We start from the raw sequence: 15524 nt of genomic DNA, 5'->3' as shown, positions 1-15524 counted from the left end.
TATATTTGTAACACAATTTTATCATGATTTTCTTATTCTTTCAAATGAATATACGAAATTTTTAAAATAATATGACAAAGGAATTATAATGATATATATAGAATATAAAACAGGTTAAAAGAAAAGAAGCTGAATGTCATTCGCTTCTTTATGGTGATAATGAAATATTTGATTACGGCTGATAAATCTTAGGATGATCAAGTCATTAGTCATTTATTCTAAAATTCATCTTTTAGCAACGTTAAAAATCTGTGATTCCATATGTTCTCATAAAAATCAATTGTCTCTTTTGCGGACATAAAAGGATTATTCAACGTAGAGGTTGTTTTCTGTCCCATAAAGTTTTCGTATCCTAGTCCGTGGGCAAACTTAATCGTTGCATCCATACAGTACTCTGTTTGGGCGCCACAAAATTCAATGCGATTTACAGATAATTGATCTAAAATTTCTTTTAAGTTTGTTTTATAAAATGAATTTGCATGTGTTTTTCTTACAAAAAAATCTTGTTCTTGAACATCTAGATCGGTATGAATAGCCCAAAGTTCTTTCTCGGGTACTAAATCATCATCACAATGTTGAACAAAAAGGATTGGTTTATTTAATTTTCTATATGAATAAATTCTTTTATTTACTTTTTTTAGTAAGTTCTGTAAATCAAATAAATGCTCCTCGCTATAACATACGCCATTTTGTAAATCGATAACGATTAAAATATCTGCACAAGTATCCATTATTTTCACCCCTTTTTATTTCTTAATATATCAATTAATCCATTATTTAGAAATAGATGATATACTTTTATTTTTTATGGACTATAAGAAAAGAAGAAATTCAAATGAATATAGCTAAACCGCATAAAAAGAAGATATGAAAACCTAATCTCATATCTTCTTTTTCTCTATGCATTTACAGGTTCTTCTACATAAGAAAGGGCATTTTCAAAATCGGATATTAAATCGTTAACATTTTCAAGACCGACTGATAACCGAAGTAATGAATTAGAGATTCCTCTTTTATCACGAGCTTCTTGCGACAGTGCTGCATGTGACATTTTTGCTGGATAAGAAAGAATTGACTCTACAGCTCCTAAACTAACTGCAAAAACAGGCAATTTTACTTTTGATAAAAATTTGCGGAGTGCATCTTCTGACTGCAAAGTAAACGATAAGACCGCTCCAGCTGATGTTGCTTGAGATTGTTGAATATCAAATCCGAGATGAGTTTGTAATCCCGGATAATAGACATTTTTTACTTTAGAGTGCTCTTGTAAATAATGTGCGATTTTATTGGCATTTTTAGCTGAATGTTCGAGGCGTACATGCAATGTTTTTAGACCGCGAAGTACGAGAGAACAATCTTGAGGTCCTAAAATAGCACCGAATGCATTTTGTAAAAATCCAAGCTTTTGAGCGAGTTCTGAATCTTTTACTACTGCTAATCCGGCAGTAACATCACTATGACCAGCAATAAATTTTGTAGCACTATGAAGAACGACATCAGCTCCAAGTTCAAGTGGTTTTTGGAATAGTGGTGTCAAAAATGTATTATCAACAAAAGTAAGAGCCCCAATAGATTTTGCGAGTTTAGAAACCTCGCGAATATCTGTCACTTTTAAAAGTGGGTTAGAAGGTGTTTCTACATAAAAGAGCTTTGTATTTGGTTTAATGTTTTGTTTTATTTCTTCTAAATTGGTCATATCAACAAATGTATGTGAAACACCGTAACGGGAGAGTACCTCAGTTATCACTCGGTAAGTGCCTCCGTACACATCTTCTGAAATGAGTACGTGATCACCTTGTGAAAGAAGGAGGAATGCAGTGGAAATCGCTGCAATGCCTGATGCAAAGGCGAATCCTTTTGTTCCGCCTTCTAATAAAGCAATGATATCTTCAAGAGCTTCACGAGTTGGGTTTCCTGACCTGCTATAGTCATATTTTCCGAACGTATCTACATCAAACTGGTGAAAAGTTGATGTGTTATAAATAGGAACGTTCACAGCGCCTGTTTGCGAGTCGTGTTTATATTGGTTGTGTAGTAAGAGTGTATCTATAGAATAGCTCATATTCTTACACCTTCTTTTACGAGTTTAATTGCTTGCTTTAAGTCTTGAATTAAATCGTTACTATTTTCAATGCCAACTGAGAATCGAAGAAGACGATTGCATACGCCGTTTGCTGTTCTAATTTCTTCAGGAATATCAGCATGTGTTTGCGTTGCTGGATAAGTCATTAAACTTTCTACACCACCAAGACTTTCGGCAAATGTAATTAAGGATAAAGATTGTAAGAATGGATTAATCCAAGCTTCATCTTTAAGGCGGAATGAGATCATGCCACCTCTTCCTGGATAAAATACATCTGTCACCCCGTCTTCATCATTTAAATACGCAACAACTGCTTTCGCATTTTCTTCATGTTGCCTCATGCGAAGCGCTAACGTTTTCATACCGCGAATTAATAACCATGAGTCAAATGGGCTTAAAACTGCACCTGATGCATTATGATAATGAGCGATTTCCTCGCAAAGTTCCTTTCCTTTTGCAACGACAAGCCCGCTTAGTACATCGTTATGTCCCCCTAAATATTTCGTTGCGCTATGAAGTACAATGTCAGCACCTTCTGTTAATGGTTGCTGTATATAAGGTGTGTAGAAAGTGTTGTCTACAATAAGGAGTAGTCCGTTCCTTTTCGCTACAGTTGCGACAGCAGCAATATCAGTAACTTGCATTAATGGATTAGTTGGAGTTTCTATGAAAATAGCCTTCGTTTCAGTTGTGATAGCTTGCTCAATTTGTTTAATAGACTGTGTATTTACGTATCTACATCGAACATTCCACTTTTTTTCATGCTCAGAAAATAATCGATACGTTCCCCCGTATAAATCTTCAGATACAATAAGTTCGTCTCCAGAGCGGAATAGAGAAAGGACGAGGAGAACAGCCGCCATCCCTGAACTACAGGCATAACCTTGTTCGCCATATTCTAAGTCTGCGATCGCCTGTTCTAAAAGACCTCGAGTTGGATTGCCAGTTCGTGAATAGTCAAAGCCAGTAGATTTACCAATTCCTTCGTGACGATAAGCGGTTGAGAAATAAACTGGTGGATTAACCGTTCCGGTTGTAGTTTCACTGCGATTTCCGATTTGTGCTAGTTTTGTTTCGATTGTTGACATATGAAAATTCCTCCTTTTTAAATTGAAACATTAAGTGAATATAAAATAAAAAAAGCCTTCTAAGAAGAAGGCTTTCGGTTTGAATAGAGTCTTCTTCTCATCTGTCAAATCTTTCACAATTTGCTGGAATTAGCACCTTATTAACAAAATGTTAATGGTTGCTGAGGCGTCACAGGGCCAGTCCCTCTACCTCTCTAGATAAGAATGTTCGTATGAAATTTTTATTATGTTTTTAACTTTACAATAAAATATAACTGAATTGCAACTTTATTTTAAATAATTTTTATTTTTCCGCAAGTGTCATTGACTTTTACTTTTGTGCATGCTAAATTTATTAAAAAATTAACAAACATTGTTAAAAGGGGAACGCATTTCCTTTTAGCTACATAAATAAAATAATAAAGACAACTCTTATTGAGAGCGGTGGAGGGAAAGGCCCTGTGAAACCCGGCAACCTTCAAACGAAATGTTTGAAACGGTGCTAATACCTGCAAAACGAATGTTTTGCATAATAAGAGGAGGAACGATTATGTCCCCCTCTTCAAAGTGAAGAGGGGGTTTTTATATTGATAGAAATGAGGGAGAGTCGTGAAATTACTAGATTTATTATCAAAAGGAATTGTAATAGGTGATGGTGCGGTTGGGACGTTATTGCATTCACATGGTTTGCAAAGTAGCTTTGAAGAATTGAATGTATCTGATCCAGACTTAATTATATCGATTCATAAACAATATGTAGCTGCTGGAGCAGATGTAATTCAAACGAATACGTATGGAGCAAATGAGGCGAAATTACGTATGTATGGTTTAGAAAATCAAGTTACAGAAATTAATAGAGCGGCAGTAAAACTAGCGAAAGCATCTGTGACAGATAAAAATGCAATTTTAGGAACAATTGGTGGTATGAAACATATCGGAGCTGTTACAACGACTGATATGGAAAGAGAGTTTATGTTACTTGAACAGGCAGGGGCTTTACTAGAAGAACAGGTTGATGGATTACTATTAGAAACTTTTTACGATGAATTTGAATTACTTCATGCCGTTAAAGTATTGCGTAAGCAAACGAATATTCCAATTGTTGCGCAATTAGCGTTACATGAAGCAGGTACGACTCAAAATGGAAATGATGTCAATGAAATATTAAAGCAACTTATAGATTACGGTGCAAATGTTGTTGGATTGAATTGTCAACTAGGGCCGCTTCATATGACGGAAGCTTTCAAAATGATATCGATTCCTCAAAATGGCTATTTATCAGCATACCCAAATGCAGGCCTCCCGAATTATGTGGATGGACGTTACGTATATGAGGGAAGTCCAGCTTATTTTGAAGCGATGACACCGAGATTTATTGAGCAAGGTATTCGGTTATTGGGTGGTTGTTGTGGTACGACTCCAGAACATATTCAAAGTATGAAGCGCGCTGTTGCGAATATTACCCCTGTAATAGAAAAAGACACGATTCAAAGGCCGAAAGTCGTTCATACGCATGAGAAACGTTCGAAGGCTCACGTCACTCTAGCAGAGAAAGCGAAAAAACAAACAACAGTTGTAGTGGAATTAGATCCACCGAAAACGTTAGATACACAGCGTTTTTTTGAAGGAGCAAGAGCGTTAAAAAGAGCGGGAGCAGATGCTATTACTCTAGCAGATAATTCATTAGCATCGCCTCGTGTTTCTAATATGGCGATGGGTGCGTTATTAACGAAGCATGATATCCCAGTATTGACGCATTTAACGTGTAGAGATCATAACGTCATTGGACTACAATCTCATTTGTTAGGTTTATCGGCGTTAGGGATGGAAGAAGTGTTAGCTTTAACTGGTGATCCAGCGCGCGTTGGTGATTTTCCCGGTGCCACTTCTGTATATGATTTATCCTCTATTGAGCTTATTAAAATGATTAAAGAAATGAACGATGGACGTTCAATTTTAGGGAAATCAATTGGACCGGCGACAAGGTTTTCTGTAGGCGGCGCATTTAATCCTCACGTGAGGCACTTAAAAGCAGCGGTTAAGCGAATGGAACGAAAAATAGATGCTGGAGCGGAGTATTTTTTAACTCAGCCAATTTACGATATCAAGTTAATTGAAGAAGTGTATGAAGCGACAAAGCATTTGGAACAACCTATTTTTATTGGAATTATGCCGTTAGTAAGTAAGCGGAATGCAGATTTTCTTCATTTTGAGGTGCCGGGTATTACTCTTCCTGAAGAAATAAGAGAGAGAATGGATGGACATGAAACGAAAGAGGCAGCAATTGAGGAAGGGATCCGCATTTCACAAGAATTGGTCGACGCAGCGATGAAATATTTTAATGGTATTTATCTTATTACACCATTTTTAAAGTATGAAATTACAGAACATCTTGTTAAATATGTAAGAGAAAAGCAAGAAGTGAAAGAAGGTATTAATTGATGAAGTGTATAGAAGAAAAATTAAAAAATAGCATTTTAATATTAGATGGTGCAATGGGGACAATGATTCAGCAAGAGGATTTAACTGCTGAAGATTTCGGAGGAGAAGAGTACGAGGGCTGTAATGAATATTTAGTGGAAACAAGACCAGACGTTATTTTAAAGATTCATAAAGCTTATATTGAAGCTGGAGCGGATATTATTGAAACAAATACATTTGGGGCAACGAATATTGTACTAAGTGATTATGATCTGTCTCATTTAGATGAAGAACTAAATGAAAAGGCAGCACTTTTGGCGAAGCAAGCTGTTAAAGAAAGCGGGAAGGAAGTATATGTTGCGGGAGCGATGGGACCAACAACGAAAGCAATTAGTGTTACAGGTGGTGTGACTTTTGAAGAATTGATTGAGGCTTATACAAGGCAGGCACGAGGATTATTAAAAGGAGCAGTTGATGTATTACTCGTTGAGACGAGTCAAGATATGCGTAACGTGAAAGCAGCTTATATTGGAATTCAAGCGGCTTTTGAAGAACTGAAAAAAACGGTTCCTATTATGATTTCAGGAACGATTGAGCCAATGGGAACGACTCTGGCTGGGCAAACAATTGAAGCTTTTTATTTATCAGTAGAACATATGAAACCATTATCTGTTGGGTTAAACTGTGCGACTGGTCCGGAGTTTATGAGGGACCATATTCGTTCACTATCTGATTTATCGGAGTGTTACATTTCTTGTTATCCAAATGCAGGTCTTCCTGATGAAGATGGACATTACCATGAATCTCCATCTTCTCTTGCTGAAAAGGTGAAGCGATTTGCTGAAGAAGGATGGGTTAATATTATTGGTGGTTGTTGTGGCACGACACCAGAACATATAAAAGCAATGAAATCCGCGCTAGCATCTCTTAGGCCTCGTGACCATCATGAGAGAGAAGGACATGGAATTAGTGGATTAGAAGCACTGCAATATGATGAGTCTATGAGACCGTTATTTGTAGGTGAAAGAACGAATGTTATTGGGTCACGTAAATTTAAACGCTTAGTAGCAGAAGGGAAATTTGAAGAGGCTGCTGAAGTGGCAAGAGCGCAAGTGAAGAAAAATGCTCATATTATTGACATTTGTATGGCAGATCCTGATCGCGATGAAATAGAAGATATGGAAAACTTCTTAGCAGAAGTTACGAAAGTTTTAAAAGTACCGATTATGATTGATTCAACAGATGAAAATGTGATGGAGCGAGCTCTTACTTATATTCAAGGAAAAGCTGTTATTAATTCAATTAATTTAGAAGATGGAGAAGAACGATTTAAAAAAGTGACACCGCTTCTTCAAAAGTATGGTGCCGCTATAGTTGTAGGAACAATTGATGAAGACGGTATGGCGGTTAGTGCGGAACGAAAGATAGAAATTGCGAAAAGAAGCTATGAATTACTTACAAAGAAGTATGGGATACGCCCGTCAGATATTATTTTTGATGCACTTGTGTTTCCAGTAGGGACAGGTGATGAAGAATATATTGGCTCAGCGGCAGCGACTATAGAAGGAATTCGCCTTATTAAAGAAGCGTTACCAGAGTGTTTAACGATTTTAGGTGTAAGTAACATATCATTTGGTTTACCACCGGCTGGACGTGAAGTATTAAATTCAGTCTTTTTATATCATGCTACGAAAGCAGGATTAGATTACGCGATTGTGAATACGGAAAAATTAGAACGCTATGCGTCGATTCCAGAGGAAGAAAAACGCCTTGCAGATGCATTACTGTTTGAAACGACGAAAGAGACGTTAGAAGAATTTACAAACTTTTACCGAGTTGCTAAAAAGAAAGATGTCGTTGTGCAAGAAACGTTAACGCTTGATGAAAGACTAGCAAATTATATTGTAGAAGGTACGAAACAAGGATTACACGAGGATTTAAGTCTTGCACTTGAAGAAGGAAGAAAACCTCTTGATATTATTAACGGTCCGCTTATGACAGGGATGGACGAGGTAGGACGACTATTTAATAATAATGAACTTATTGTTGCTGAAGTATTGCAAAGTGCCGAAAGTATGAAAGCCGCTGTAAGCTATTTAGAGCCACATATGGAATCTAGTGATAGTGCGAAAAAAGGGAAAGTATTGTTAGCAACTGTAAAAGGTGACGTGCATGATATTGGGAAAAATCTCGTTGAAATTATTTTAGCGAATAACGGATATGAGATTATTAATTTAGGAATTAATGTACGTTCGGATCGAATTGTTCAAGAAGTACAAGAAAAGAAGCCGGACATTATAGGCCTTTCAGGTTTATTAGTAAAATCAGCTCAACAAATGGTAACGACTGCTGAAGATTTAAAAGCGGCAAATATTGATGTGCCCATTGTTGTAGGTGGTGCAGCGTTAACGAGAAAGTTTACAGATAATCGGATTTCACCATCATATAAAGGACTCGTTTGTTATGCGAGTGATGCGATGACGGGGCTCGATATTATTAATAAGCTTCAAAAAGAAGAAGAGCGTGAGAAGATGAAGCAGGATAAAAAAGAACGTCATCTTCATATCGTAAAAAAAGAGGAGAAGAAAGTAGAAATTCCAGCAGTAATTGAGCCATTACCAAAATCAGAGGTTATGGTGCCTGATTCAACAAAACGAATTGTATTACGAGATGTTCCCGCCCTTCATCTCGCACCATTTCTGAATAGACAAATGCTACTTGGGCATCACCTTGGATTAAAAGGAAATGTGAAGAAGCTTTTGAAAGAGGGAGATAAGAGAGCACATGAATTAAATGATTTAATAGATGAATTATTGCAGGAAGGACAATCTTGGTTAAAGCCGAAAGCAGTGTATCAATTTTTCCCAGCGCAAAGCGACGGACAAAACATTGTAATATATGATCCAGAAGATCATACGCGTGTTATAGAGCGTTTCACATTCCCTAGACAAGGAAAGGCTCCCTATCGTACTTTAGGTGATTATTTGCGCCCAATAGGAGATGAGATGGACTATGTTGCTTTCTTATCTGTTACGGTTGGGGAAGGAGTTCGGGATATTGCTGAAGAGTGGAAGGCGAAAGGTGATTACCTACGTAGTCATGCCATTCAATCGTTAGCGCTTGAATTAGCGGAAGGACTTGCTGAAAAAACACATATGCTCATTCGTGACCGCTGGGGCATTCCGGACTCACCTGAACTGACGATGGAAGAACGTTTCCGTACGAAATATAGAGGAATACGAGTGTCATTTGGTTATCCGGCGTGTCCAGAACTTGCAGATCAAGAAAAGCTATTTCGCTTAATTCATCCAGAGGAAATAGGTATTTCATTAACAGAAGGATTCATGATGGAGCCAGAAGCGTCCGTAACGGCTATGGTATTTTCTCACCCTGAGGCAAGATATTTTAGTGTATTATAGTCTAGAAGGGGGAGACGTATGAAGAAAATAGTCTTTACAGGTGGCGGTTCGGCAGGACATGTAACACCTAATTTAGCCATTATCCCATATTTACAGGAAGACAACTGGGATATCTCTTATATTGGTTCTCACCAAGGTATTGAGAAAACGATTATAGAAAAGGAAGGCATTCCCTACTATAGTATTTCGAGTGGAAAGCTACGTCGTTATTTTGATTTAAAAAATATAAAAGATCCTTTTCTTGTAATGAAGGGTGTTATGGATGCGTATGTAAGAATTCGAAAACTAAAACCAGATGTGATTTTTTCAAAAGGCGGTTTCGTATCTGTACCAGTCGTAATTGGCGGATGGCTAAATAGAGTACCAGTTTTATTACATGAATCTGATATGACGCCAGGACTAGCAAATAAAATTGCGCTTCGTTTTGCTTCGAAAATATTTGTTACATTTGAAGAAGCAGCGAAACATTTACCGAAAGAAAAAGTAATATATACGGGGTCTCCTGTACGTGAAGAAGTGCTGAAGGGAAATCGTGAAAAAGGTTTAGCGTTTTTAGGTTTTTCACGTAAAAAGCCAGTTATTACGATTATGGGAGGCAGCTTGGGCGCGAAAAAAATTAATGATACGGCTCGAGAAGCATTACCAGAACTTCTTAAAAAGTATCAAATTGTTCACCTTTGCGGAAAAGGTAACCTTGATGAAAGTTTACAAAATAAAGAAGGATATAGACAATTTGAATATGTACATGGAGAACTGCCAGATATATTAGCGGTAACAGATTTTGTTATTTCACGCGCGGGCTCCAACGCAATTTTTGAATTTTTAACATTACAAAAGCCGATGGTTTTAATTCCATTATCGAAATTTGCAAGCCGTGGAGATCAAATATTAAATGCAGAGTCCTTTGAAAGACAAGGATATGCCTCCGTATTATATGAAGAAGATGTAAATGTAAAATCTCTTATAAAGTATGTCGAAGAATTAAATCAAAATAATGAGAAGTATAAAACAGCACTAAAAAAATATAATGGAAAAGAAGCAATTAAAACAATCATTCAAAATATTTCAGAGGCATGATGAAATAATCATGCCTCTTTTAGTAGGGTGAAAGATTCCAAGAATTGATATTTTTATGTTACAATAAAGTGAAACTTTAATCAGTTGGGTGCATCCCACATCTAACTTCTTTACTGTTACTGAATTTTGAGGAGGGAGTCTTACTGCCCTCAAATAGCGGGATAACAAATGGGTTAATAGGGAAATTCCAATTAATGAGGCGTGAAAATACGAATGGATTAGGAGTGACTGTGTTGGAGCTAAGTCTCTATGAAAATACTGCACTTATTATATGCTTTGTGTTGTACGTTGGTAGTGTTATTGTTTATATTTCAAGGAAATTTTCGCAAGAAAGAGAGCTTGAAAAGTCGGAGATAACAGCTGAACTAGAAATGTTAGCTGATGAAAGTTATAAAAAACAAAAAATAAAAGAAGACCATGAAGCATCCCATCATTTAAACGCAAATAAGTTTTAAAGATGGGGATTTTTTTTGAAGTTGTTCTTTATTGTAGCTATAACAAATAACGCTAAAAAGGAGTTTCCCTATACATAATGAAGGAGTGTATATAAATGAATTTTTATATCGCCTCAGGTTTCCAAAATAAACATCTTGTACGTTCCGTAGCAAATGAACTGAAACATGCAGGATGGCACCATACATATGATTGGACCAAAAACGAAAAAGCAGCAAATGAAGAACAATTAAGAGAAATTGGTCAGGCAGAACAAAATGCTGTAAAAGCAGCGGATGTATTTTTACTTATATTAGATGGCGGAAATGGGAGCCATACAGAGTTTGGAATGGCGATTGCACTAGAGAAAACGATATATGTATATCATGCAGGAAGCCCGCTCCAAACAACGTTCTATCACTTGCCAGAAATAAATATTTTTGAAGGAGATGTAGCTGAGTTTGCATCTTATGTTATGAATCATATGAAATAATAGTAACTACCTAAAAGGTTATAAAAGTGATCTTTTGGGTACAGTGATGATAAGAAACGTATATAAAGGAGTACATAATATGAAATTAGAAAATGGATGGGAAACGAGCTTTTTAGAAGTCGTACAAAATAGTGAATTTAAGAAAGAGGCACTTCTTAGTCAATTGCTTTGTCAGGATAGTGAAGAAGTAGAAGAGCTTGTGGATGATTACGGCTACGAAGAACTTGTTGAACGTGAACATGATGATGAGTTAGCTGAAATCTTAGGAGAAGAACTTTTTAGTGAGATGGAACGCCAAGTATTCTTATCTTCAAACCCAGAAGAAAAATTGATTTCATTCGTCAATGGATTAGGTTTTCATGTGTTAGATTGGATCGTTCTTCTTGAAACAGAATTTGGCATTGATAGTGCAAACTTTACATCAGATGCTGTGAAGGTGTTAGAAAAGCGTTTCAGACAGTTTCCATACATAGAGGACAAGACAATTTTTGATATGACATTTGGAGAATCGATGGATGTATTAGAATCTGTTACAGGATTACAACTAAAGGAAAAGATGAACGTATAATGAAAAAAGAACGTGATTGGATCACGTTCTTTTTTTACATAATAATAATTTTATCATCTAGTTTTGTCTGCCCGGTAAGAAGTGCGTTTAAATATTCCACTTTTCTTATACAAGCTTGTATATGTCTTTCAATCTCTTGTAACTCTGCTTGGTGATGCGTTTCAATTGGATGAATTTGTACGTTGAATTTTTCAAATTGACTACTATATGTTATTTCTGCATAGCCGCTCATAATATCGGTTTCGTTATGAAATAAAAATTGCTTCGTTTTGTCACAGAATGATACATCCTGAAAGCCATATACTTTTAATGCTTCAATTACTTTTTTAATCATTTTTGTATTCATTTTTTAACCCTCTTTACGAAGTTCTACTTATATATTATAACATAAAAAATTACATAGAAAGCGCTTCCAAGTGTATTTTATTATAAACTTTACGTTTCAATCACAAAAATGAAACAAAGAAAAAATAATTGTAAAGAAGGAAGGACTCTTTTATTGTTTCGTCATATATATAGAGAAATAGTGCAATGAAAGGAAATTTTCCGAGGTGGAGATCGTATTTCCAATTTGAGCGCAGTAAAAGAGGTGAGAATTTTGAACTTTGATATTGTAGGACAAAAAGCATATATAAAAGATGGACCGCATCGGAACCGAATTGGAATTGTAAAGAAAAATGAGACAAAATTAGCATCGCAGTTTGCTATTGTAATTGGAGAACAAGTCATTGATGTAGAGCTAAAGGATATCGTGTTAGTTGGAGTAGACGTAGGACAATTTCATAAATGGTGCGAACAAAATGGTTATTTGTGAAAAGGACGGGCTGTGAGATAATGAAATATATTTGAGGAAAGAGGATATGTTATTGTATTCTCTTTTTCTATGTTTAAGGAGGCGAAAATGAAATATAAAGAACAGGAGTTTACGTTGGAGTTAAAAGAGAACATTCAATGTATGGAGAAGGAAATAGAGCGAATATCACTTAAACTGCATAAAGAGTATTCACATTTATACATAGAAAAACACATGGAATTAGATATGGGATTTGCAAGAGAAAAAGAGAATCCCTTTGAGGTGGGTTATTATTCATCAGTTGCTATAGCTATATTAGATGAAGAAAAAGAGCTGATTGGATTTCATAATATTCCAATTTGGAAATGTGAAAGAATCTTTTTAGGAATGCCAATTCAATCAAACATTTTGGGGAGTAAGAAAGTAGGGGAACTCGCTGATGAATCTTGTTATGAGATTGAGGAAGAGTTAAAAGAGCAACTAGAAGAATACTTAGAGTGATAATTCTCAAGATAAAATCTATAAAGAGGGGACGGAATAAAAAAGACGCTAACAATTGTATGTTAGCGTCTTTTTTCATTATGAAGCAATTTCACCAGTTTTTGTATCATCTTGATTGTACGTATCTTGATCTAATTCACCAAGCCATTTACTTGAAATAAGACCTGCTGTCATAGAGCCACTTACGTTAAGAGCTGTACGCCCCATATCGATTAATGGCTCAACCGAGATAACTAGAGCAACAATACCGATTGGTAAGTTCATTGTAGATAGTACGATTAAAGCTGCGAATGTTGCGCCGCCACCAACTCCGGCAACACCGAATGAGCTAATAGCAACAACAGCGATTAAAGTTAAAATAAATTGTGGTTGTAATGGATCAATTCCTACAGTTGGAGCGACCATCATTGCAAGCATTGCTGGATAAATACCTGCGCAACCGTTTTGTCCGATAGATACCCCAAATGAAGCTGCGAAGTTTGCAATTCCTTCGGAAATACCAAGCTTTTCTTTTTGCGCTTCAATATTTAATGGCATCGCGCCAGCACTAGAGCGAGATGTGAATGCAAATGTTAATACAGGGAACACCTTTTTTAAATATTGAATTGGATTTAAACCAGATAGTGCAATTAATAATAAGTGGATAACGAACATTACGATAAGTGCTACGTAAGACGCTAACACGAAGTTGCCAAGTTTTAAAATAGCATTTATGTCGCTACCAGCAACTGTTTTTGCCATAAGAGCTAATACGCCGTATGGAGTAAGGCGTAAAATTAATGTTACCATACGCATTACGATTGCATATACAGCATCAAGCATCTTCTTAAATAGCTCTGCTTGTTCTGGATATTTTCGTTTTACACCTATAAAGGCAATGCCGATAAAGGCTGCAAATATTACGACAGAAATTGTTGATGTTGGACGAGCGCCTGTTAAATCAAGAAACGGATTTGTAGGTAATAGCTCTAATAATTTATCTGGAATTGTTGTCTTTTCAATAGAAGTAAATCTTTCTTCAACTAGTTTCAGACGAGCAGATTCTGCATCACCTTGTTGTAGGCCGGTTGCAGATACATCAAATCCTGCACTTGCAGCGATACCGACAGCTGCAGCGATTCCTGTAGTAAGAATTAAAATACCGATAATAAGGCCACTAATTTTACCAAGGTTTTTCGTTAACTGTAATTTTGTAAATGCTGAAATAATAGATACTAAAATAAGTGGCATAACGATCATTTGAAGTAATTTTACATAACCGTTACCGATTAAGCCAAACCAAGTATTTGATTCAATAATTACTTTAGAAGTTGGCTCATAAATAAATTGTAATATAAGACCGAATAAAATTCCGACTCCTAAAGCGGTAAATACACGTTTATTAAAAGATACATGCTTACGTTGCATATAATATAATACGCCAACTAAGATGAGCATGACTGCAACGTTAATTCCGACAAGCAGTGTATTCATGTTGATTCCCCCTAATTCCAATCTGTTATATAGAATATAAGGTAATAAAACCTATAAGTCAACTAGGAAATTCCGGAATTAAAAAAAAGATGGCAAAATGCCATCTTTTAATGTCCAGCCCCAGGCACAAGTAAGAATGTCGTGTAGTATGTAAATCCTATGAAGAAAACAGTTAAATATGCCCCAAATACGTATATATACATACGCTCTGTTAATTTTAAATAGCTTAAAAGTACGAAGAAACCTGTTTGTCCTAAAAATAGTAGTGCGGCCGGTTGCATATCCCCTACGTAAAACATAACCGAGAAAATTCCAGTCCAAAAGCCGAGAACGCGAAACATGCGCTCCATGCCATCTCCCTCCTTTTCTAAAAAAAGTAAACCTCACCTCATTATAGTTTATTTTTCTTACTATTGTAAATATTCGTTCATATAAAAAGAAGCCAATTATTATTGGCTTCTTTTTATATGAAAAATTAAATTGTTAGTTTATAATTACAAGATTTACATCCATCTAATAGACTATCATTTCGAGTTAATTCCATGTTAGGGAATAGGATTTCAAAAATCCCTTTCATCATATCTCCGTGCATGTTACAAATTTCAGTTGGATGATGAACAGCAACTTCTTTAAATGGACAATTGTGTACATCATAGAAAATTTTTGTTCCATCTGCACTTAATTCAAATGCAGGTGATAAGCCAGCTGTTGAGAAAGCTTCTTTTGCAATTTGAACTTTTTGTTCCACTGTTAAAGCATCTTCACTCACATTTAAACGTTGCATATGTTGTTGCATTAATTCAGCTCCGAATTGTTTTCCTGTTTCGTATAGCGCTTTCTCACCAGCAGCACCAAGACTAAGTAAAGAATTAAATGCGATTCTTGCTAACAATTGATAATCACGGAATGGAAATTGTAATTGGATAACATCTTCAGATAAGACATACAATCTGCTCGGTCGTCCGCCTTTTCCAGTTTTCTTCGTTTCCGATTTTAGCATATGAACATCTTCTAATTTAGATAAATGTAAACGCGCTACGTTTGGATGAATGTCAAACTCATCTGCAATTTCTTGTACCGTTACGTAACTATGTTTTTGCGAAATATATTTATAAATGTAATAACGAGTTGGGTCAGATAATACACCTGTAATTTTTAAAGCTTGTTCCATGAGGATCTCCACCTTTATCACTTTAT

Annotated in this window: 15 protein-coding genes and 2 riboswitches; of the genes, 8 read left to right on the top strand and 7 right to left on the bottom strand. The window is 36.0% G+C overall.

Features of this window, described 5'->3' with window-relative positions; translation table 11 throughout:
* Nucleotides 1-218: 218 nt before the first annotated feature.
* The 3 genes from V7S45_RS20875 to metI form a co-directional block, all read right to left on the bottom strand.
* Nucleotides 219-731, bottom strand: coding sequence for a cysteine hydrolase family protein (locus tag V7S45_RS20875; RefSeq protein ID WP_000379156.1), 513 nt, complete (start codon nucleotides 729-731; stop codon nucleotides 219-221).
* 167 nt (nucleotides 732-898) lie between these two features.
* Nucleotides 899-2062: a cystathionine beta-lyase gene (gene metC / locus V7S45_RS20870; RefSeq protein WP_000122299.1), complete on the bottom strand. Its 1164-nt coding sequence runs from the start codon at nucleotides 2060-2062 to the stop codon at nucleotides 899-901.
* Nucleotides 2059-3171, bottom strand: coding sequence for a cystathionine gamma-synthase/O-acetylhomoserine thiolyase (gene metI / locus V7S45_RS20865; protein WP_000103897.1), 1113 nt, complete (start codon nucleotides 3169-3171; stop codon nucleotides 2059-2061). Before metI ends, metC begins: the two co-directional genes overlap by 4 nt.
* Before the next feature lie 94 nt (nucleotides 3172-3265).
* A riboswitch (SAM riboswitch) is annotated at nucleotides 3266-3376 on the bottom strand.
* Between the two features lie 203 nt (nucleotides 3377-3579).
* A riboswitch (SAM riboswitch) is annotated at nucleotides 3580-3689 on the top strand.
* A 70-nt stretch (nucleotides 3690-3759) separates the two neighbouring features.
* Between metI and V7S45_RS20860 the strand changes: the two genes are divergently transcribed.
* From V7S45_RS20860 to V7S45_RS20835, 6 genes are all read left to right on the top strand, one after another.
* On the top strand, nucleotides 3760-5592 hold the full coding sequence (locus tag V7S45_RS20860; protein ID WP_000770352.1) for a bifunctional homocysteine S-methyltransferase/methylenetetrahydrofolate reductase: 1833 nt from the start codon (nucleotides 3760-3762) through the stop codon (nucleotides 5590-5592).
* The gene (metH, locus tag V7S45_RS20855) at nucleotides 5592-8990 is read left to right on the top strand and encodes a methionine synthase (RefSeq protein ID WP_000649674.1); all 3399 of its coding nucleotides are present in this window, start codon (nucleotides 5592-5594) and stop codon (nucleotides 8988-8990) included. Before V7S45_RS20860 ends, metH begins: the two co-directional genes overlap by 1 nt.
* An 18-nt stretch (nucleotides 8991-9008) precedes the next feature.
* A complete protein-coding gene (murG, locus tag V7S45_RS20850) occupies nucleotides 9009-10067 on the top strand; it encodes an undecaprenyldiphospho-muramoylpentapeptide beta-N-acetylglucosaminyltransferase (protein ID WP_000724776.1) in 1059 nt (352 codons plus the stop codon).
* 194 nt (nucleotides 10068-10261) lie between these two features.
* The gene (locus tag V7S45_RS20845; protein WP_001250699.1) at nucleotides 10262-10522 is read left to right on the top strand and encodes a DUF3966 domain-containing protein; all 261 of its coding nucleotides are present in this window, start codon (nucleotides 10262-10264) and stop codon (nucleotides 10520-10522) included.
* A 95-nt stretch (nucleotides 10523-10617) separates the two neighbouring features.
* Entirely contained in the window at nucleotides 10618-10992 is a 375-nt protein-coding gene (locus V7S45_RS20840) for a nucleoside 2-deoxyribosyltransferase (protein ID WP_089607631.1), read from the top strand.
* A 79-nt stretch (nucleotides 10993-11071) separates the two neighbouring features.
* The gene (locus V7S45_RS20835; protein ID WP_000764267.1) at nucleotides 11072-11560 is read left to right on the top strand and encodes a hypothetical protein; all 489 of its coding nucleotides are present in this window, start codon (nucleotides 11072-11074) and stop codon (nucleotides 11558-11560) included.
* A 34-nt stretch (nucleotides 11561-11594) separates the two neighbouring features.
* On the opposite strand, the gene V7S45_RS20830 is transcribed toward V7S45_RS20835, so the two are convergent.
* A complete protein-coding gene (locus tag V7S45_RS20830) occupies nucleotides 11595-11906 on the bottom strand; it encodes a hypothetical protein (RefSeq protein WP_001093237.1) in 312 nt (103 codons plus the stop codon).
* Nucleotides 11907-12158: 252 nt separating this feature from the next.
* On the opposite strand from V7S45_RS20830, the gene V7S45_RS20825 reads away from it, so the two are divergent.
* Nucleotides 12159-12374 (top strand): DUF3912 family protein, encoded by a 216-nt coding sequence (locus V7S45_RS20825; RefSeq protein WP_001008327.1) that lies wholly within the window; start codon nucleotides 12159-12161, stop codon nucleotides 12372-12374.
* Between the two features lie 87 nt (nucleotides 12375-12461).
* Nucleotides 12462-12854 (top strand): hypothetical protein, encoded by a 393-nt coding sequence (locus V7S45_RS20820; RefSeq protein WP_000875394.1) that lies wholly within the window; start codon nucleotides 12462-12464, stop codon nucleotides 12852-12854.
* A gap of 78 nt (nucleotides 12855-12932) precedes the next feature.
* On the opposite strand, the gene V7S45_RS20815 is transcribed toward V7S45_RS20820, so the two are convergent.
* From V7S45_RS20815 to V7S45_RS20805, 3 genes are all read right to left on the bottom strand, one after another.
* Nucleotides 12933-14327: an L-cystine transporter gene (locus tag V7S45_RS20815; RefSeq protein ID WP_001094345.1), complete on the bottom strand. Its 1395-nt coding sequence runs from the start codon at nucleotides 14325-14327 to the stop codon at nucleotides 12933-12935.
* Between the two features lie 107 nt (nucleotides 14328-14434).
* Nucleotides 14435-14677 (bottom strand): DUF2626 domain-containing protein, encoded by a 243-nt coding sequence (locus V7S45_RS20810; protein WP_000440716.1) that lies wholly within the window; start codon nucleotides 14675-14677, stop codon nucleotides 14435-14437.
* A 125-nt stretch (nucleotides 14678-14802) separates the two neighbouring features.
* The gene (locus V7S45_RS20805) at nucleotides 14803-15498 is read right to left on the bottom strand and encodes a helix-turn-helix domain-containing protein (protein WP_000434125.1); all 696 of its coding nucleotides are present in this window, start codon (nucleotides 15496-15498) and stop codon (nucleotides 14803-14805) included.
* Nucleotides 15499-15524: the final 26 nt, after the last annotated feature.

The sequence above is a fragment of the Bacillus sp. BR3(2024) genome, from assembly GCF_039134555.1.
Lineage (GTDB): Bacteria > Bacillota > Bacilli > Bacillales > Bacillaceae_G > Bacillus_A > Bacillus_A cereus.
Note: the sequence above shows the minus strand (reverse complement) of the source record. Positions and strands in the feature narration are given on the sequence as shown.

What these genes read in the sequence shown, in the direction of transcription:
- V7S45_RS20840 (WP_089607631.1), top strand. Translation starts at nt 10,618, where the DNA reads ATGAATTTTTATATCGCCTCAGGTTTCCAAAATAAACATCTTGTACGT.
- murG (WP_000724776.1), top strand. Translation starts at nt 9,009, where the DNA reads ATGAAGAAAATAGTCTTTACAGGTGGCGGTTCGGCAGGACATGTAACA.
- V7S45_RS20875 (WP_000379156.1), bottom strand. Translation starts at nt 731, where the DNA reads ATGGATACTTGTGCAGATATTTTAATCGTTATCGATTTACAAAATGGC.
- V7S45_RS20845 (WP_001250699.1), top strand. Translation starts at nt 10,262, where the DNA reads ATGAGGCGTGAAAATACGAATGGATTAGGAGTGACTGTGTTGGAGCTA.
- V7S45_RS20805 (WP_000434125.1), bottom strand. Translation starts at nt 15,498, where the DNA reads ATGGAACAAGCTTTAAAAATTACAGGTGTATTATCTGACCCAACTCGT.
- metI (WP_000103897.1), bottom strand. Translation starts at nt 3,171, where the DNA reads ATGTCAACAATCGAAACAAAACTAGCACAAATCGGAAATCGCAGTGAA.
- V7S45_RS20835 (WP_000764267.1), top strand. Translation starts at nt 11,072, where the DNA reads ATGAAATTAGAAAATGGATGGGAAACGAGCTTTTTAGAAGTCGTACAA.
- V7S45_RS20810 (WP_000440716.1), bottom strand. Translation starts at nt 14,677, where the DNA reads ATGGAGCGCATGTTTCGCGTTCTCGGCTTTTGGACTGGAATTTTCTCG.
- metH (WP_000649674.1), top strand. Translation starts at nt 5,592, where the DNA reads ATGAAGTGTATAGAAGAAAAATTAAAAAATAGCATTTTAATATTAGAT.
- V7S45_RS20815 (WP_001094345.1), bottom strand. Translation starts at nt 14,327, where the DNA reads ATGAATACACTGCTTGTCGGAATTAACGTTGCAGTCATGCTCATCTTA.
- V7S45_RS20820 (WP_000875394.1), top strand. Translation starts at nt 12,462, where the DNA reads ATGAAATATAAAGAACAGGAGTTTACGTTGGAGTTAAAAGAGAACATT.
- metC (WP_000122299.1), bottom strand. Translation starts at nt 2,062, where the DNA reads ATGAGCTATTCTATAGATACACTCTTACTACACAACCAATATAAACAC.
- V7S45_RS20830 (WP_001093237.1), bottom strand. Translation starts at nt 11,906, where the DNA reads ATGAATACAAAAATGATTAAAAAAGTAATTGAAGCATTAAAAGTATAT.